The organism is Mycobacterium canetti CIPT 140010059 (genome assembly GCF_000253375.1).
Classification (GTDB): domain Bacteria; phylum Actinomycetota; class Actinomycetes; order Mycobacteriales; family Mycobacteriaceae; genus Mycobacterium; species Mycobacterium tuberculosis.
The window spans coordinates 3,426,299-3,443,904 of the sequence record NC_015848.1 but is presented as its reverse complement, the minus strand read 5'-3'; the positions used below and the strand labels follow the sequence as shown (position 1 = coordinate 3,443,904).

The following is a 17,606-nucleotide window of genomic DNA, read 5'->3' as shown; positions in this document are numbered from 1 at the left end:
GTCCCCGAATCCTACGGAGCCGTCACCTACGCCTACGTAATAGTAGCTATAAACAACAGTTGACATACGCAATGATCTGTGAGATCAATATTGCTTGACGCATGTCAAGACAGACGTCAAGACAGGTGTCAACAATTCGGTCCGCTGGTGACGGTAGCCGGTCGTGCGGGTGTGTGAGGCGCCTAAGGAAGGAGTGTGGGTGGTGACGCTGAGAGTGGTTCCTGAGGGTTTGGCGGCCGCCAGTGCGGCGGTGGAGGCGTTGACCGCACGGCTGGCCGCCGCACATGCTGGCGCGGCGCCGGCGATTACGGCGGTGGTGGCGCCGGCGGCGGATCCGGTGTCGTTGCAGAGTGCGGTGGGGTTTAGCGCCTTAGGTAGCGAGCATGCGGCGATCGCGGCCGAAGGGGTCGAGGAGCTGGGTCGTTCCGGGGTCGCTGTGGGTGAGTCTGGGGTCGGTTATGCCGCCGGTGACGCGGTGGCGGCGGCGACGTATCTGGTTTCGGGTGGGTCGTTGTGACGGCGCCGGTGTGGTTGGCGTCGCCGCCGGAGGTGCATTCGGCGTTGCTAAGTGCTGGTCCGGGGCCGGGTTCGTTGCAGGCGGCCGCGGCAGGGTGGAGCGCGTTAAGTGCCGAGTACGCCGCTGTGGCGCAAGAGTTGAGCGCGGTGGTGGCCGCGGTAGGGGCCGGGGTGTGGCAGGGTCCTAGTGCTGAGTTGTTTGTGGCCGCCTATGTGCCGTATGTGGCGTGGTTGGTGCAGGCCAGTGCGGATAGCGCGGCGGCGGCCGGTGAGCATGAGGCCGCGGCGGCTGGCTATGTTTGTGCGTTGGCGGCGATGCCGACGTTGCCGGAGTTGGCGGTCAACCACCTCACGCATGCGGTGTTGGTGGCGACGAATTTCTTTGGGATCAACACGATCCCGATCGCGCTCAACGAGGCCGACTATGTGCGGATGTGGGTCCAGGCGGCCACCGCGATGAGCGCCTATGAGGCGGTAGTGGGTGCCGCGCTGGTAGCCACACCACACACCGGCCCGGCACCGATCATCGTCAAACCCGGCGCCAATGAAGCCAGCAACGCCGTGGCCGCCGCAACCATAACCCCATTCCCATTCGGAGAATTAGCGAAGTTTTTGGAAATGGCTGCGCAAGCATTTACAGAGGTCGGCGAATTGATAATGAAGAGCGCCGAAGCCTGGGCTGTGGGATTCGTCGAGCTGATCACGGGTCTGGTAAATTTCGAGCCTTGGCTCGTCCTTACCGGGATGATCGATATGTTTTTCGCCACGGTAGGTTTTGCTTTAGGCGTATTTGTTCTGGTTCCGCTATTAGAATTCGCGGTTGTCTTGGAACTGGCGATACTCAGTATTGGTTGGATTATTTCGAATATTTTTGGCGCTATTCCGGTTTTGGCGGGTCCGTTGTTGGGGGCGTTGGCTGCTGCGGTGGTGCCGGGTGTGGCTGGTGTGACGGGGTTGGCGGGGTTGGCGGCTGTGCCGGCGGTGGGTGCGGCTGCTGCGCCGGCGGCGTTGGTGGGCAGTGTGGCGCCGGTGTCGGGTGGTGTGGTGTCGCCGCAGGCGCGGTTGGTGTCGGCGGTGGAGCCGGCTGCGGCGAGCACGTCGGGGTCGGTGCTGGCTTCTGATCGGGGTGCTGGGGCGTTGGGGTTTGTTGGGACGGCTGGCAAGGAGTCGGTTGGGCAGCCGGCGGGGTTGACGGTGTTGGCCGATGAGTTTGGTGATGGTGCGCGGGTGCCGATGCTGCCGGGCAGCTGGGGGCCGGATTTGGTCGGTGTGGCCGGTGATGGGGGGTTGGTGACGGTTTGACGATCTGACGGCGAGTAATTGGTGGTCCGAATTGGAAGGAATTGTGATGAGTTTGTTGGATGCCCATATTCCGCAGTTGATCGCTTCGCATACGGCGTTTGCCGCTAAGGCGGGGTTGATGCGGCATACGATCGGTCAGGCCGAGCAGCAGGCGATGTCGGCGCAGGCGTTTCATCAGGGAGAGTCCGCGGCGGCGTTTCAGGGTGCGCATGCCCGGTTTGTGGCCGCGGCCGCCAAGGTCAATACCTTGCTGGATATCGCGCAAGCCAATTTGGGTGAGGCCGCGGGCACGTATGTGGCCGCCGATGCCGCCGCCGCGTCCAGCTACACCGGGTTTTAAAAAAAGTCGCTGCTCGGAATGAAAAGGGGTTTGTGATGTCGCAGATTATGTACAACTATCCGGCGATGATGGCTCATGCCGGGGACATGGCCGGTTATGCGGGCACGCTGCAGAGCTTGGGGGCCGATATCGCCAGTGAGCAGGCCGTGCTGTCCAGTGCTTGGCAGGGTGATACCGGGATCACGTATCAGGGCTGGCAGACCCAGTGGAACCAGGCCCTAGAGGATCTGGTGCGGGCCTATCAGTCGATGTCTGGCACCCATGAGTCCAACACCCTGGCGATGTTGGCTCGTGATGGGGCCGAAGCCGCCAAGTGGGGCGGCTAGCACACGGCGCGGGTGTGGTCGGCGACGCCGGGATGATCGGTGGGTTTGATGGGCCCTGTCAAGGGACATGGGGAACTGCCCAGTGGCGGTCATGAGAACTGCCCGCTGGCGGCCACGAGATCTGCCTGCTGGCGGCCACCAGACGTGGCTGGGGGTTAGGTCAAGGCGTTCACCCCCTTGCCGGCCATGGCTTGGGTAAGTCGGATGCTGTCGCCACTGGTCTGGCAGACGTGGGCGTGGTGCAGGAGCCGGTCGACGGTGGCGGTGGCCAGTGTCTTGGGCATCAACTCGTCGAATCCTGCCGGGTGAAGATTGCTTGATAGTGCGATGGAGCGTTTCTCGTAAGCGGCGTCGACAAGCCGGTAGAGCCCTTCGGCGGCGTCGGTGCCGACCGGCAGCAGGCCGATGTCATCAACCGCGACCAGATCGGCACGCAGGATACGGCTGATGGCTTTGGTGACGGTGTCGTCGGCGCGGTGCCGGCGCACCAGGGCGCCGAGTTGTTCGAGGCTAAACCACGCGACGTGGAGCCCGGTTTCGACGGCTTGTTGGCCGAGGGCTTCGAGCAGGAACGTCTTGCCGGTGCCCGACGGCCCGCAGACCACCAGGTTTTCGCGTCGGTGGATCCATTCCAGGGTGCGCAACGCGGCCTGGGTGGGTGCGGGGATGGACGACAGTGCGGGGTCCCACGCGGCGAAGGTCTTACCGGTGGGAAAACCGGCCCGCGTGCGGCGGATGGCCAGCGCGGAGCGGTCTCGCCCGTTGACCTCTTCGGTCAGAAGCGCTTTGAGCACCTCGGCAGGGTCCCAGCGTTGCGCCTTGGCGGTGGCCAGCAGCTCGGGTGCGGCGTTGCGGATGTAAGGCAGCCGCATCCGCTTGAGCAGCCGCATCAGCTCGTCGTCTAGCGGTGGTGGTGGCGGTGTTGTTGTGCTCATGGCTGGCTCCGGTCCCCGTCGAGCAGCGCGGCGATGCGCTGCGCGATGTGGGTGGCCAACCCTGCGGTCTTGTCGACGCCGCGGTAGCTGCTGAAGAACCGGTCGAAGTCGGCGTGGGTGTGCTCGTCAGCGTCGGCGAGCCAGCTGGCGAGCTCGCCGATCAGCCACGCCCACTGGAACAGTTCTGCGGCGGCCACGCCGACCAGTTGGTCGGGATCGTCGGCGCCGCAGGTGTTGAGCAGGATCGATGTGGTCTTAAAGGAGATGTCGAGGTAGGCCATCGTTAGTTGGCCTCCTGCTCACCGAGCTTCGCCCAGCCACCGGTGCCTTGGGCCAGGCTGTTGTACTCGCCCGCGTGGGCGGGCTGCGAGGCGCTGTGGTGGTCGGGGTCGCCGGCCTGATGGGCCACGATGGCGGCCAGATCGCCGTGGCCGAACCGGCCCGCGGTCGCGGCTTGGCCCAAGGCGCGGTCCACGCTGCCCCGATCGTGCAGTGCGGCCAAATCGACCGCCCCGGCCATCTTGGCCCGAATCCGCGAGCATCCCGCGGCGGCGGCCTCGGTCAACCACAATGCTGCCCCGTCACCGAGAGCCAAAAACTGCGCCTCAGCAACAGTTTTCGCGCGTGGTGTTCGGCCCAGCGGCCCCTTGGGCCGGGGTGGGAAATGCGCGTCATCCACCCGCGGGTTACCCGGCGTGGTGCGCTGGTGGCGGGCGACTTCGACTGGGCCGGCATGGCCGAGGTGCACGACCACTACCTGCTGGTCGTGGGCCCGCACCCACACCGTCTGCCCGCACAAGGTGTGCGGCACCGAATACGACCCGTGCTCAAAGGTGATCATCGCGGTGTTGGGCGGCACCGTGCGGGTCACCCCGAACGCCGCGGTGTAGGGATGGGCGGGTAACGGGTGTAACCGGGCGCGTTCCTCGGCCAGCATCTCCGCCGGGATGCGCCGCGTGACCCGATGCGGGCGATTGTTGACCTGCTGGCAAAACGTCGCGCACGCCGCTTGCAGCTCGGCGAAACTGTGGTATTCCGGTAGCAGGTTGGCCTCACAGGGCACCAGATCGGCCTTGGCGATCTTGACCGCGTTTTCCGAGCCGCCCTTGCTGGCCGGATCGGCCGGCACGCAGGTGGCGATCGTGAGCCCGTAATGGCGGGCGAAGTCCAGCATCTTGGCGTTGCGCACCGGTATCCCCGCGACATGCTCGCTGGTCACGGTCTTCTCGTTATCGGTCAACGCGTAGGTGGGCACCCCACCGAAGACGCGTAGCGTTGTATCGATCGCGGCCATCACCGATGGCAGTGTCTTATCCAAAAGCGCCAGCACCACCCTAAACCGGCACCACGCCAGCCACGCGCAAAACAATTGCGTGCCAACACCTCTCACGCGCGGGCCATCCCCGAAGTCGTACTGAAACCACATCCCCGGCTCGGTGATCCACGGACGGTGCACCCGCCGTCGCCCCGCCCGATACGCTGCCTTGACCTCGGCGACCGCCCGCCGTGTCGTACGCTGCGAACCCGCATACCCCAACGCGACCAGCTTCTCGTGGGCGACATCGCCGCGGACCTTGCCCCGCGAGCGGTCGACCCACTCCTCGAGCTTGTCCAGATACGGATCCACCAGCATCTCCCGCCGCGCCGCGCGCCCGGGCGTCAACTCGCCCCGCTCCCGCGCGGCCACATACTCGGCGACCGTGTGATGCGAGCACCCCGCCAGTTCCGCCGCATCACGCAACGAACCGGTCAAATCGTAGGCTTCCAGAATTTCCATGATCTCCTCGGCAGACTTCACTTCACCCCTCCTCGGGAGCTGAACAACGGTTGGCACCGTTCAGCGCACCCGAGGAGGGGCCCCCGCACCTCGCAGGCACGCGGGACGAACAAATCAACTGGGCAGATCTCGTGACCGCCAGCGGGCAGTTTTCATGACCGCCAGCGGGCACTTATATGGCCATCACTGGGCAGTCTGACGTGGCCGCCGACAGGGCCCTCATCCGAATGCCGTTGCGCTGTTGGTGGATCCGGTAGCCGATGTGGTCGGCGAGGAGCTTGGTGTGTGGCTGGCGGCCCCGCTGCCGGCGGTGGTGCGTGGCCAGTTGCGCAGGCGCGAGGGTGTGAGGAATCTGCGGCGTCGTCGTCTACGCCTGGGTAATCGTAGCTATTTACAACAGTTGATAAGAGCAAAAATCCGGGAGATGGGTGTGTGAGGCGCCTAAGGAAGGAGTGTGGGTGGTGACGCTGAGAGTGGTTCCTGAGGGTTTGGCGGCCGCCAGTGCGGCGGTGGAGGCGTTGACCGCACGGCTGGCCGCCGCACATTGATTCCGCTAGCGGGTGATCCGATGTCCTCGCACCGCACGGTCGAGTTCGGTGTCCTGGGCACGTATCTGGTTTCGGGTGGGTCGTTGTGACGGCGCCGGTGTGGTTGGCGTCGCCGCCGGAGGTGCATTCGGCGTTGCTAAGTGCTGGTCCGGGGCCGGGTTCGTTGCAGGCGGCCGCGGCAGGGTGGAGCGCGTTAAGTGCCGAGTACGCCGCTGTGGCGCAAGAGTTGAGCGCGGTGGTGGCCGCGGTAGGGGCCGGGGTGTGGCAGGGTCCTAGTGCTGAGTTGTTTGTGGCCGCCTATGTGCCGTATGTGGCGTGGTTGGTGCAGGCCAGTGCGGATAGCGCGGCGGCGGCCGGTGAGCATGAGGCCGCGGCGGCTGGCTATGTTTGTGCGTTGGCGGCGATGCCGACGTTGCCGGAGTTGGCGGTCAACCACCTCACGCATGCGGTGTTGGTGGCGACGAATTTCTTTGGGATCAACACGATCCCGATCGCGCTCAACGAGGCCGACTATGTGCGGATGTGGGTCCAGGCGGCCACCGTGATGAGCGCCTATGAGGCGGTGGTGGGTGCCGCGCTGGTGGCCACACCACACACCGGCCCGGCACCGGTCATCGTCAAACCCGGCGCCAATGAAGCCAGCAACGCCGTGGCCGCCGCAACCATAACCCCATTCCCATGGCACGAAATTGTACAGTTTTTAGAAGAAACGTTCGCAGCATATGACCAGTATCTGTCCGCTTTGCTTTCCGAACTCCCTGCGGTGGCTTGGGTTTGGTTCCAGCTCTTTGTGGATATCCTGGGTTTCAACATTATTGGGTTCATTATTACGTTGGCATCCAATGCTCAACTATTGACAGAGTTCGCTATCAATGCTTCTTATGTTGCGGTCGGATTATTGTATGCCATTGCGGGCGTTATAGACATAGTTGTCGAGTGGGTTATTGGGAATCTGTTTGGTGTTGTTCCCCTTTTGGGGGGGCCGTTGTTGGGGGCGTTGGCCGCTGCTGTGGTTCCGGGTGTAGCTGGGTTGGCCGGGGTGGCGGGATTGGCCGCTCTGCCGGCGGTGGGTGCGGCTGCTGGCGCGCCGGCGGCGTTGGTGGGCAGTGTGGCGCCGGTGTCGGGTGGTGTGGTGTCGCCGCAGGCGCGGTTGGTGTCGGCGGTGGAGCCGGCTCCCGCGAGCACGTCGGTGTCGGTGCTGGCTTCTGATCGGGGTGCTGGGGCGTTGGGGTTTGTTGGGACGGCTGGCAAGGAGTCGGTTGGGCAGCCGGCGGGGTTGACGGTGTTGGCCGATGAGTTTGGTGATGGTGCGCCGGTGCCGATGCTGCCGCGCAGCTGGGGGCCGGATTTGGTCGGTGTGGCCGGTGATGGGGGGTTGGTGTCAGTTTGACGATCTGACGGCCGTGAACTCGACCAAATTTTGGATCGAAAGAGTGTCTAAAAATCATTGCCCGGAATATTTGAAAGGGATTCGTGGTGTCGCAGAGTATGTACAGCTACCCGGCGATGACGGCCAATGTCGGAGACATGGCCGGTTATACGGGCACGACGCAGAGCTTGGGGGCCGATATCGCCAGTGAGCGCACCGCGCCGTCGCGTGCTTGCCAAGGTGATCTCGGGATGAGTCATCAGGACTGGCAGGCCCAGTGGAATCAGGCCATGGAGGCTCTCGCGCGGGCCTACCGTCGGTGCCGGCGAGCACTACGCCAGATCGGGGTGCTGGAAAGGCCGGTAGGCGATTCGTCAGACTGCGGAACGATTAGGGTGGGGTCGTTCCGGGGTCGGTGGCTGGACCCGCGCCATGCGGGTCCAGCCACGGCCGCCGACGCCGGAGACTAAACGCGCGTGGTGGAAATGTCAGCACCAATGTCGTCGCGCAGCGCAACGCACAACTGACCACGTTGACATCCGTCCTGGCATCCTGAACGCGGGCTCGAGTGCTAACCCGGCACGTTGGCGGCGATGTTCGTCATCACGATGTCGGAGACCGATTCCGGGAAGCCGCAGAAGGTCACTTCCAACAGGGCCGCCGATAGGACCCGGTAGTCGCGACCGCAATCGCCGGCCCGGATGTGTAGGGAATTGCCGCCGGCGGTCCACCTACTGACGAACAGCCAGCCTGCCGGACTTGCCGCGCAGTCGTGGACGGTGACCGCCAGGGTGTCGAAGGCACGCCGGGCGGTGCCGGCATCCCGATAGGCGGCGGCCGCCTCGGAGATCAGACTGCCATCTGGCCGGTCCTGGAAGGTGGTCTTGTGAAACGCTTCGATCTCAGAGCCAAAGACTGCCGTCTCGGCATAGATGAACCGGCATTCTCGTGGTATGGGTTGGGCGAAATCGTCGACGTCGACGGGATACGTCGTGTCCATCGTGGGGATGATCGTCAGGTCATCGCCGGAGCCGGTGATAGCTTGCATCCGTGACTGATCCAACAGGATCGTAGCGACGTCAAGCATGCCCTGTCGGTCACCGCCAAAAGTCGCCGAAGCCGTGCCGCCCACCACCCGGGTGCACGCCGCAATCAGTAGTGTCGCGCCACATAACAGCAGCGGCCGCGTCAATCCCACCATCTGCCACCCTTCTGCTTCGAAGGTACCCGGGCGAACCTGCAGCAGACACCCCTGGCGGCCAGCCGACGATGTGAGGTCGAATACGGTTGCCGGGTGAGTGTTTTCGCAACGGCCACCGGGATCGGATCGTGGCCGGGCACCGCCGCGCGAGAGGCCGCGCAGGTCGTGGTCGGGGAGTTGGCGGGTGCATTGGCCTATCTCACCGAGCTGCCCGCCAGGGGCGTCGGCGCCGACATGCTGGGGCGAGCCGGCGGACTGCTGGTCGACGTGGCGATTGACACCGTGCCTCGTGGCTACCGCATCGCTGCTCGACCCGGCGCGGTGACACGGCGGGCCGCGAGCCTCCTCGACGAGGATATGGATGCCTTAGAAGAGGCCTGGGAGACCGCGGGCCTGCGTGGCTGTGGGCGGGCGGTGAAGGTGCAGGCGCCCGGGCCAGTCACATTGGTCGCGGGGTTGGAGCTGGCCAACGGTCACCGGGCGATCACCGACCCCGGAGCCGTGCGTGACCTGGCCGCCTCGCTGGCCGAAGGCGTTGCCGCGCATCGCGCGGCGCTGGCGCGTCGACTCGACACACCGGTGGTGGTGCAGTTCGACGAGCCGTCGTTGCCGGCGGCGTTGGGCGGCCGGCTGACCGGGGTGACCGCGTTGAGCCCGGTTGCCCCGCTCGACGAGACGGTGGCCGAAGCGCTGCTCGACACTTGCATCGCGGCTGTCGACGCGGACGTAGCGCTACACAGCTGCAGTCCGGATTTGCCGTGGGATCTGCTGCAGCGCAGCAGAATTAGTGCGGTATCGGTGGATGCGAGCACACTGCAGGCTGCGGATTTGGATGCTGTCGCGGCATTTGTCGAGTCGGGCCGAACCGTCGTGCTGGGCCTGGTCCCGGTGACCGCCCCGGAGCGAGCACCTTCGATGGAAGAGGTCGCTGCTGCGGCGGTCGCGGTCACCGATCGGCTCGGCGTTCCTCGCTCGGCGCTACGCGATCGACTCGGCGTCAGCCCGGCGTGTGGTCTGGCCAATGCGACGGGGCAGTGGGCCCGCACCGCGGTCGGGCTTGCCCGTGATGTCGCTGAGGCGTTCGCGCGGGACCCAGAGGCCATCTGAGGGAAGAGCCCCCTCGGCTAGCCTGCCAGAGTGAGCTCCCCAGACGCCGATCAGACCGCTCCCGAGGTGTTGCGGCAGTGGCAGGCACTGGCCGAGGAGGTGCGTGAGCACCAGTTCCGTTATTACGTGCGGGACGCGCCGATCATCAGCGACGCGGAATTCGACGAGCTGCTGCGCCGTCTGGAAGCCCTCGAGGAGCAGCATCCCGAGCTGCGCACGCCCGATTCGCCGACCCAGCTGGTCGGCGGTGCCGGCTTCGCCACGGATTTCGAGCCCGTCGACCATCTCGAACGAATGCTCAGCCTCGACAACGCGTTCACCGCCGACGAACTCGCCGCCTGGGCCGGCCGCATCCATGCCGAGGTCGGAGACGCCGCACATTACCTGTGTGAGCTCAAGATCGACGGCGTCGCGCTGTCTTTGGTCTACCGCGAGGGACGGCTGACCCGGGCCTCCACCCGCGGCGACGGGCGCACCGGCGAGGACGTCACCCTGAACGCCCGGACCATCGCCGACGTTCCCGAACGGCTCACCCCCGGCGACGACTACCCGGTGCCCGAGGTCCTCGAGGTCCGCGGCGAGGTCTTCTTCCGGCTGGACGACTTCCAGGCGCTCAACGCCAGCCTCGTCGAGGAGGGCAAGGCGCCGTTCGCCAACCCCCGCAACAGCGCGGCGGGATCGCTGCGCCAGAAAGACCCGGCGGTCACCGCGCGCCGCCGGCTGCGGATGATCTGCCACGGGCTGGGCCACGTGGAGGGCTTTCGCCCGGCCACCCTGCATCAGGCATACCTGGCGTTGCGGGCATGGGGACTGCCGGTTTCCGAACACACCACCCTGGCAACCGACCTGGCCGGTGTGCGCGAGCGCATCGACTACTGGGGCGAGCACCGCCACGAGGTGGACCACGAAATCGACGGCGTGGTGGTCAAAGTCGACGAGGTGGCGTTGCAGCGCAGGCTGGGTTCCACGTCGCGGGCGCCGCGCTGGGCCATCGCCTACAAGTACCCGCCCGAGGAAGCGCAGACCAAGCTGCTCGACATCCGGGTGAACGTCGGCCGCACCGGGCGGATCACGCCGTTTGCGTTCATGACGCCGGTGAAGGTGGCCGGGTCGACGGTGGGACAGGCCACCCTGCACAACGCCTCGGAGATCAAGCGCAAGGGCGTGCTGATCGGCGACACCGTGGTGATCCGCAAGGCCGGCGACGTGATCCCCGAGGTGCTGGGACCCGTCGTCGAACTGCGCGATGGCTCCGAACGCGAATTCATCATGCCCACCACCTGCCCGGAGTGCGGTTCGCCGTTGGCGCCGGAGAAGGAAGGCGACGCCGACATCCGTTGCCCCAACGCCCGCGGCTGCCCGGGGCAACTGCGGGAGCGGGTTTTCCACGTCGCCAGCCGCAACGGCCTAGACATCGAGGTGCTCGGTTACGAGGCGGGTGTGGCGCTCTTGCAGGCGAAGGTGATCGCCGACGAGGGCGACTTGTTCGCGCTGACCGAGCAGGACTTGCTGCGCACCGACCTGTTCCGCACCAAGGCGGGCGAATTGTCGGCCAACGGCAAACGGCTGCTGGCCAACCTCGATAAGGCCAAGGCGGCACCGCTGTGGCGGGTGCTGGTGGCGTTGTCCATCCGCCATGTCGGGCCGACGGCGGCCCGCGCCCTGGCCACCGAGTTCGGCAGCCTTGACGCCATCGCCGCAGCGTCCACCGACCAGCTGGCTGCGGTCGAGGGGGTGGGGCCGACCATTGCCGCCGCGGTCACCGAGTGGTTCGACGTCGACTGGCACCGCGAGATCGTCGACAAGTGGCGGGCCGCCGGGGTGCGAATGGTCGACGAGCGTGACGAGAGTGTGCCACGCACGCTGGCCGGGCTGACCATCGTGGTCACCGGCTCGCTGACCGGTTTCTCCCGCGACGACGCCAAGGAGGCGATCGTGGCCCGCGGCGGCAAGGCCGCCGGCTCGGTGTCGAAGAAGACCAACTATGTCGTCGCCGGCGACTCGCCGGGATCCAAATACGACAAGGCGGTGGAGTTGGGGGTGCCGATTCTGGACGAGGATGGGTTCCGGAGACTGCTGGCCGACGGACCCGCGTCACGAACGTAACGGCACTGCGAATCTCCGCGCGGTTTTTCGCAGTGGCGTTACGCTCGGCGAACCTTGGTTGCCAACGAACCGCTCAGCGCAGCATCGTCGCCACGATGCCGGCTAGATAACCCAACCGCGCCACCTCCGACGGGCGAAATTCCGGGCCTGGCCTGCCCAGCACCACAGCGGTGTGCGTGTCACCCAATGGAGCCGCGACCATGGTGGTATCCATATCGCGCCAGGCTTGCGGCACCCAGTCGGCGCCGCCGTCCAGCGCCGCGGCCCGCTCGATCGGCAGCCAGGGCGCCGAATTGGCCCGGGTCTCCGGCGCACCTGGGCTGCCGGCCAGACGGTGCAGCTCCCCGCCGGAACTGCGCAACACCGTGCACCAGCTCACCCGGAGCACCCGGGGGGCCTCGTTGACCAGAACCTGGAGCCGTGCGGTCGCGCCCTCAGCCGCGGCCACATGATCGAGCAGTTCCAGCTCGCGGTGGGCTTCCAACAGGCCGGTGTGCGGGCGGACGCTGTCTACCCGGACGCCGTTCAGCGCCTCGGCAGCAGTGATCAGCGTGTCGGGCATCGCGCCCGGGGGCAGTTCGACCACCAGGTCGTCGATCGCATAGCCGTTGCCGCGCTCGACCACGTCGAGCGAGAGGATGTCGGCGCCCACCGAGCCGAGCGCGACCGCCAGCGACCCAAGGCTGCCCGGCCGGTCGGCCAGCTCGATACGCAATAGATACGAACGCACGGCCAACACTGTGGCACAACGATGTATCCACGGCGTTTCGGCAGCCGGCGTCGGCCGTCCGGCCACCCATTAGGCTTTGCGGTCGTGTCCCAGATCTCCCGCGACGAGGTTGCCCACCTCGCCAGGCTTGCCCGGCTGGCATTGACCGAAACCGAGCTGGACAGTTTCGCCGGCCAACTCGACGCCATCCTGACCCACGTCAGCCAGATCCAGGCCGTCGACGTCACCGGTGTGCAGGCCACCGACAATCCGCTCAAGGACGTCAACGTCACCCGCCCGGACGAGACCGTGCCGTGCCTGACCCAGCGTCAGGTGCTCGACCAGGCGCCCGATGCCGTCGACGGCCGCTTCGCCGTCCCGCAGATCCTGGGGGATGAACAGTGACGGACATCATCCGATCCGACGCCGCGACGCTGGCCGCCAAGATCGCCATCAAGGAGGTGTCGTCGGCCGAGATCACCCGGGCCTGCCTGGATCAGATCGAGGCGACCGACGAGACGTACCACGCCTTCCTGCATGTGGCGGCCGATGAGGCGCTGGCGGCGGCGGCCGCCGTCGACAAGCAGGTGGCCGCTGGAGAACCCTTGCCGTCGGCGCTGGCCGGGGTGCCGCTGGCGCTCAAGGACGTCTTCACCACCAGCGACATGCCCACCACCTGCGGGTCAAAAATCCTGGAGGGCTGGCGATCTCCCTACGACGCCACGCTGACCGCGCGGTTGCGCGCCGCGGGGATTCCGATCCTGGGCAAGACCAACATGGACGAGTTCGCGATGGGCTCGTCGACGGAGAACTCCGCTTACGGTCCCACCCGCAACCCGTGGAATCTCGACCGGGTACCCGGCGGTTCCGGTGGCGGCAGCGCGGCGGCGCTGGCCGCGTTCCAGGCGCCGTTGGCCATCGGATCCGACACCGGGGGGTCGATCCGCCAGCCGGCCGCGCTGACCGCGACCGTCGGCGTCAAACCCACCTACGGCACGGTGTCGCGCTATGGGCTGGTGGCCTGCGCGTCCTCGCTGGATCAGGGCGGCCCGTGTGCGCGCACCGTCTTGGACACCGCGCTGTTGCATCAGGTGATCGCCGGCCACGACCCGCGCGACTCCACGTCGGTCGACGCCGAGGTGGCCGACGTGGTGGGCGCCGCTAGGGCCGGCGCGGTCGGGGATCTGCGTGGCGTGCGGGTCGGCGTGGTTCGACAGCTGCACGGCGGCGAGGGCTACCAGCCGGGCGTGCTGGCCTCCTTCGAGGCTGCCGTGGAGCAGCTAACCGCGCTGGGCGCTGAGGTCAGCGAGGTCGACTGCCCGCACTTCGACCATGCCCTGGCCGCCTATTACCTGATTCTGCCCTCGGAGGTGTCGAGCAATCTGGCGCGCTTCGACGCGATGCGCTACGGGCTGCGGGTCGGCGACGACGGCACCCGCAGCGCCGAGGAGGTGATGGCGATGACCCGGGCCGCCGGTTTCGGGCCCGAGGTCAAGCGGCGCATCATGATCGGCACCTACGCGTTGTCGGCCGGCTATTACGACGCCTATTACAACCAGGCGCAGAAGGTGCGCACGCTGATCGCCCGGGATCTCGACGCGGCGTATCGGTCCGTCGACGTGCTGGTGTCGCCCACGACCCCGACCACCGCGTTCCGGCTGGGTGAGAAGGTGGACGATCCGCTGGCGATGTACTTGTTCGACCTGTGCACGCTGCCGCTGAACTTGGCCGGCCACTGCGGCATGTCTGTGCCGTCGGGGCTCTCCCCGGACGACGGGTTGCCGGTTGGCCTGCAGATCATGGCGCCGGCATTGGCCGACGACCGGCTCTACCGGGTGGGGGCGGCTTATGAGGCCGCCCGCGGCCCGCTACTGAGCGCCATTTAGCGGCGAGCAGACACAGACTCGCATCCGGCGCCCCTCGCCCGTGCGATTCTGTGTCTGCTCGCGCCAGGTCGGCGGCCGCGAGGCAAGATGAGGGTATGCGGATTGGAGTTCTTACCGGAGGCGGCGACTGTCCCGGCCTTAACGCCGTCATCCGTGCGGTGGTGCGTACCTGCCACGCCCGATACGGCTCGTCGGTGGTCGGATTTCAGAACGGCTTTCGCGGGCTGCTGGAGAACCGCCGTGTTCAACTGCACAACGACGACCGCAATGACCGGCTGCTGGCCAAGGGCGGCACGATGCTGGGCACGGCCCGGGTGCACCCCGACAAACTGCGGGCGGGGCTGCCCCAAATCATGCAGACCTTGGACGACAACGGGATCGACGTCCTGATCCCGATCGGCGGTGAGGGTACGCTGACCGCCGCGAGTTGGCTCTCCGAAGAGAATGTGCCGGTGGTCGGGGTGCCAAAGACGATCGACAACGACATCGACTGCACCGATGTGACCTTCGGCCATGACACCGCGTTGACCGTGGCCACCGAGGCCATCGACCGGCTGCACAGCACCGCCGAATCCCACGAGCGGGTGATGCTGGTAGAGGTGATGGGCCGCCACGCCGGATGGATCGCGCTGAACGCCGGGCTGGCCTCCGGTGCTCACATGACCCTGATTCCTGAGCAGCCGTTCGACATCGAAGAGGTGTGCCGACTGGTCAAAGGCCGTTTCCAGCGGGGGGACTCGCACTTCATCTGCGTGGTCGCCGAAGGCGCCAAACCGGCTCCGGGGACGATCATGCTGCGCGAGGGTGGTCTCGACGAGTTCGGGCACGAGCGTTTCACAGGTGTAGCGGCGCAGCTGGCGGTCGAGGTCGAGAAGCGCATCAACAAGGATGTCCGGGTGACGGTGTTGGGCCACATCCAGCGGGGTGGTACGCCGACCGCCTACGACCGAGTGCTGGCCACCCGATTCGGGGTGAACGCCGCCGACGCCGCCCATGCGGGCGAGTACGGCCAGATGGTGACGTTGCGCGGCCAGGACATCGGTCGGGTTCCGCTGGCGGATGCGGTTCGCCAACTCAAACTGGTGCCGCAGAGCCGCTACGACGACGCCGCCGCCTTCTTCGGTTGACGTCGGGTGCTCAAACTAGGATCGCGGCTATGACTGTTGCTGCCGGGGCAGCCAAGGCCGCAGGGGCTGAACTGCTCGATTACGACGAGGTCGTCGCGCGCTTCCAGCCGGTACTCGGCCTCGAGGTGCACGTCGAGCTGTCCACTGCGACCAAGATGTTCTGTGGCTGCACCACCACATTCGGCGGCGAGCCAAACACCCAGGTGTGTCCGGTATGCCTGGGCCTGCCCGGTTCGCTGCCGGTGCTCAACCGGGCCGCCGTGGAGTCGGCGATCCGCATCGGGCTGGCGCTGAACTGCGAGATCGTACCCTGGTGTCGCTTCGCCCGGAAGAACTACTTCTACCCTGACATGCCCAAGAACTACCAGATCTCACAGTACGACGAGCCGATCGCCATCAACGGCTACCTGGACGCGCCTTTGGAAGACGGCACCACTTGGCGGGTGGAGATTGAGCGAGCTCACATGGAAGAAGACACCGGCAAGCTCACCCACATCGGCAGCGAGACGGGCCGGATCCACGGTGCCACCGGTTCGCTGATCGACTACAACCGTGCCGGCGTGCCGCTCATCGAGATCGTCACCAAACCCATCGTGGGCGCCGGTGCCCGGGCGCCGCAGATCGCCCGGTCCTATGTGACGGCGTTGCGGGATCTGCTGCGCGCATTAGATGTATCTGATGTCCGGATGGACCAGGGTTCGATGCGCTGTGACGCCAACGTGTCGCTGAAGCCGGCCGGGACGACCGAATTCGGCACCCGGACCGAGACCAAGAACGTCAACTCGCTGAAGAGCGTCGAAGTCGCCGTCCGCTACGAAATGCAGCGCCAGGGCGCTATTTTGGCGTCTGGTGGTCGGATCACCCAGGAAACCAGACACTTTCACGAGGCCGGTTACACCAGCGCGGGCCGCACCAAGGAGACTGCCGAGGACTATCGGTACTTCCCGGAGCCGGATTTGGAGCCTGTCGCGCCCAGTCGCGAGCTGGTCGAGCGACTACGCCAGACGATCCCCGAATTGCCGTGGTTGAGCCGCAGGAGGATTCAGCAGGAGTGGGGTGTTTCCGACGAGGTGATGCGCGATCTGGTCAACGCCGGCGCCGTCGAATTGGTTGCTGCCACCGTCGAGCACGGCGCGTCCAGCGAGGCGGCGCGCGCCTGGTGGGGAAACTTCCTGGCGCAAAAGGCCAACGAGGCCGGCATCGGGCTGGACGAACTGGCCATCACTCCTGCCCAGGTCGCAGCCGTGGTGGCATTGGTCGATGAGGGCAAGCTGTCCAACAGCTTGGCCCGCCAAGTCGTGGAGGGTGTGCTGGCCGGTGAAGGTGAGCCCGAACAGGTGATGACTGCGAGAGGGTTGGCGTTGGTCCGCGACGACTCGTTGACCCAGGCCGCCGTCGACGAGGCTCTGGCCGCCAATCCTGATGTGGCGGAAAAGATTCGCGGCGGCAAGGTGGCCGCGGCCGGTGCGATTGTCGGTGCGGTGATGAAGGCGACTCGCGGACAGGCCGATGCGGCCCGAGTGCGCGAACTCGTTCTAGAGGCCTGCGGGCAGGGTTAGTTGCCGTCCGCGGGTAGCGGTTCATCACCGTCAGGGGAGTTGCGACGATACACGTTGAGTGTCCCGATGGTGGCCGCGCGGTCGTACGCATGGCGGAATTCAGGAAGGGCTATCGTGGCGGCGTCGACAGATTGCTCGGTGGTGACCAAGTAGTCGGGTTTGGCCGACAGCCACCGCGAAAATTCGCCGCGTCGGACCGTTTCGTCGGCCCTGGAATCCAGGAGCCCCAGGTAGTCGACCATATTGGCGCGGCCGAAAGAGCCAGCGGCACTGATCTGCGTTGCGGCAACAGCGGGGTGTGCGGTTGCTGTGTCGTGGTCGATCCACTCGGCGATCTCTTGGTAGTGACTGCGAATCTCGTTCCACTGTGCGAGCTGCGGGTCGCGTTTCGCAGCCGCACCGGGTCCTATCCGGGCCCCTGATACCAATCCGGCTGCGGTAATCGCCACCGCAAGGGGCGTCGCAACGCGATCACCTCGCCACACTCCCGCGCCCGACGCAACACCCCTACCGGCCATCACCCATAGTGTCCATGGCCCGCAGTACCACAAATCGTTGTCAGGCATGTGTAGCAGTAATCCACATTCGAGTATGCCTATGACAGCGACGACAGTGAGCATCGGGAGCGCGTGTCGGCCGGGTTGAGAAGCCGCGGCGCGACCGTGGTGACTTCCCACGCCAGCGAGGCTGGCCGGGACCCAATCAGGTTTAGATTCCGTGCCCAGATCGTCGCCGATTTGGGGCCGTGACGGCGGCCTCACCGGTCGACGTGATGGCGGTAGCGGCGATTCGCCGACT

18 protein-coding genes and 1 pseudogene are annotated in these 17,606 nt (G+C 66.2%); 13 read left to right on the top strand and 6 right to left on the bottom strand.

The annotated features are described in order from the left end of the window. The first annotated feature begins 202 nt into the window (after positions 1 to 202). The 4 genes from MCAN_RS16030 to MCAN_RS16015 are packed head-to-tail and all read left to right on the top strand — an operon-like array spanning position 203 to position 2,484. Positions 203 to 517, top strand: coding sequence for a PE family protein (locus MCAN_RS16030; protein WP_014001537.1), 315 nt, complete (start codon positions 203 to 205; stop codon positions 515 to 517). Next, positions 514 to 1,818, top strand: coding sequence for a PPE family protein (locus MCAN_RS16025; protein ID WP_014001536.1), 1,305 nt, complete (start codon positions 514 to 516; stop codon positions 1,816 to 1,818). Before MCAN_RS16030 ends, MCAN_RS16025 begins: the two co-directional genes overlap by 4 nt. Positions 1,819 to 1,864: 46 nt before the next feature. Then, a complete protein-coding gene (gene esxG / locus MCAN_RS16020) occupies positions 1,865 to 2,158 on the top strand; it encodes a type VII secretion system protein EsxG (protein WP_003415342.1) in 294 nt (97 codons plus the stop codon). 35 nt (positions 2,159 to 2,193) lie between these two features. After that, a complete protein-coding gene (locus MCAN_RS16015) occupies positions 2,194 to 2,484 on the top strand; it encodes a WXG100 family type VII secretion target (RefSeq protein WP_014001535.1) in 291 nt (96 codons plus the stop codon). A 155-nt stretch (positions 2,485 to 2,639) separates the two neighbouring features. Here the strand turns inward: MCAN_RS16015 and istB are convergent, their stop codons facing one another. The 3 genes from istB to istA are packed head-to-tail and all read right to left on the bottom strand — an operon-like array spanning position 2,640 to position 5,217. Next, positions 2,640 to 3,419: an IS21-like element helper ATPase IstB gene (gene istB, locus MCAN_RS16010; RefSeq protein WP_014000068.1), complete on the bottom strand. Its 780-nt coding sequence runs from the start codon at positions 3,417 to 3,419 to the stop codon at positions 2,640 to 2,642. Further along, positions 3,416 to 3,700 carry a hypothetical protein gene (locus tag MCAN_RS16005; RefSeq protein ID WP_014001192.1) on the bottom strand — a complete coding sequence of 95 codons (285 nt, stop codon included), beginning with the start codon at positions 3,698 to 3,700 and terminating at the stop codon, positions 3,416 to 3,418. The genes istB and MCAN_RS16005 overlap by 4 nt, the downstream gene beginning before the upstream one ends. Positions 3,701 to 3,702: 2 nt before the next feature. Further along, entirely contained in the window at positions 3,703 to 5,217 is a 1,515-nt protein-coding gene (gene istA / locus MCAN_RS16000) for an IS21 family transposase (protein ID WP_014000067.1), read from the bottom strand. Positions 5,218 to 5,657: 440 nt separating this feature from the next. On the opposite strand from istA, the pseudogene MCAN_RS24215 reads away from it, so the two are divergent. The 3 genes and pseudogenes from MCAN_RS24215 to esxQ form a co-directional block, all read left to right on the top strand. After that, positions 5,658 to 5,741 (top strand): annotated as a pseudogene (locus MCAN_RS24215) (type VII secretion system ESX-3 target PE5); the annotation flags it as partial. A gap of 88 nt (positions 5,742 to 5,829) precedes the next feature. After that, on the top strand, positions 5,830 to 7,134 hold the full coding sequence (locus MCAN_RS15995; RefSeq protein WP_014001533.1) for a PPE family protein: 1,305 nt from the start codon (positions 5,830 to 5,832) through the stop codon (positions 7,132 to 7,134). An 86-nt stretch (positions 7,135 to 7,220) separates the two neighbouring features. Beyond that, on the top strand, positions 7,221 to 7,583 hold the full coding sequence (esxQ, locus tag MCAN_RS15990) for a type VII secretion system ESX-3 effector EsxQ (protein ID WP_003415272.1): 363 nt from the start codon (positions 7,221 to 7,223) through the stop codon (positions 7,581 to 7,583). A gap of 101 nt (positions 7,584 to 7,684) precedes the next feature. Here esxQ and MCAN_RS15985 read toward each other — a convergent pair whose 3' ends face one another. After that, a complete protein-coding gene (locus MCAN_RS15985; protein WP_003415270.1) occupies positions 7,685 to 8,314 on the bottom strand; it encodes a sensor domain-containing protein in 630 nt (209 codons plus the stop codon). 93 nt (positions 8,315 to 8,407) lie between these two features. Between MCAN_RS15985 and MCAN_RS15980 the strand changes: the two genes are divergently transcribed. Both MCAN_RS15980 and ligA read left to right on the top strand, forming a co-directional pair. Beyond that, positions 8,408 to 9,421: a uroporphyrinogen decarboxylase/cobalamine-independent methonine synthase family protein gene (locus MCAN_RS15980; RefSeq protein ID WP_003415268.1), complete on the top strand. Its 1,014-nt coding sequence runs from the start codon at positions 8,408 to 8,410 to the stop codon at positions 9,419 to 9,421. A 30-nt stretch (positions 9,422 to 9,451) separates the two neighbouring features. Next, the gene (gene ligA / locus MCAN_RS15975) at positions 9,452 to 11,527 is read left to right on the top strand and encodes an NAD-dependent DNA ligase LigA (protein WP_014001532.1); all 2,076 of its coding nucleotides are present in this window, start codon (positions 9,452 to 9,454) and stop codon (positions 11,525 to 11,527) included. 73 nt (positions 11,528 to 11,600) lie between these two features. Here the strand turns inward: ligA and MCAN_RS15970 are convergent, their stop codons facing one another. Beyond that, positions 11,601 to 12,257 carry an ACT domain-containing protein gene (locus MCAN_RS15970; RefSeq protein WP_003901515.1) on the bottom strand — a complete coding sequence of 219 codons (657 nt, stop codon included), beginning with the start codon at positions 12,255 to 12,257 and terminating at the stop codon, positions 11,601 to 11,603. Positions 12,258 to 12,341: 84 nt separating this feature from the next. On the opposite strand from MCAN_RS15970, the gene gatC reads away from it, so the two are divergent. The 4 genes from gatC (at position 12,342) to gatB (ending at position 16,808) form a co-directional block, all read left to right on the top strand. Continuing rightward, complete coding sequence (gatC, locus tag MCAN_RS15965; RefSeq protein WP_003415256.1) at positions 12,342 to 12,641, top strand: Asp-tRNA(Asn)/Glu-tRNA(Gln) amidotransferase subunit GatC; 300 nt, start codon at positions 12,342 to 12,344, stop codon at positions 12,639 to 12,641. After that, positions 12,638 to 14,122: an Asp-tRNA(Asn)/Glu-tRNA(Gln) amidotransferase subunit GatA gene (gene gatA, locus MCAN_RS15960; RefSeq protein WP_014001531.1), complete on the top strand. Its 1,485-nt coding sequence runs from the start codon at positions 12,638 to 12,640 to the stop codon at positions 14,120 to 14,122. Before gatC ends, gatA begins: the two co-directional genes overlap by 4 nt. Before the next feature lie 95 nt (positions 14,123 to 14,217). Continuing rightward, positions 14,218 to 15,249 carry an ATP-dependent 6-phosphofructokinase gene (locus MCAN_RS15955; RefSeq protein WP_014001530.1) on the top strand — a complete coding sequence of 344 codons (1,032 nt, stop codon included), beginning with the start codon at positions 14,218 to 14,220 and terminating at the stop codon, positions 15,247 to 15,249. A gap of 29 nt (positions 15,250 to 15,278) precedes the next feature. Further along, a complete protein-coding gene (gene gatB, locus MCAN_RS15950; protein ID WP_014001529.1) occupies positions 15,279 to 16,808 on the top strand; it encodes an Asp-tRNA(Asn)/Glu-tRNA(Gln) amidotransferase subunit GatB in 1,530 nt (509 codons plus the stop codon). Here the strand turns inward: gatB and MCAN_RS15945 are convergent. Continuing rightward, on the bottom strand, positions 16,805 to 17,428 hold the full coding sequence (locus MCAN_RS15945) for an MgtC/SapB family protein (protein WP_014001528.1): 624 nt from the start codon (positions 17,426 to 17,428) through the stop codon (positions 16,805 to 16,807). The two genes, gatB and MCAN_RS15945, sit on opposite strands and share 4 nt — an antisense overlap. Between the last annotated feature and the right edge of the window lie 178 nt (positions 17,429 to 17,606).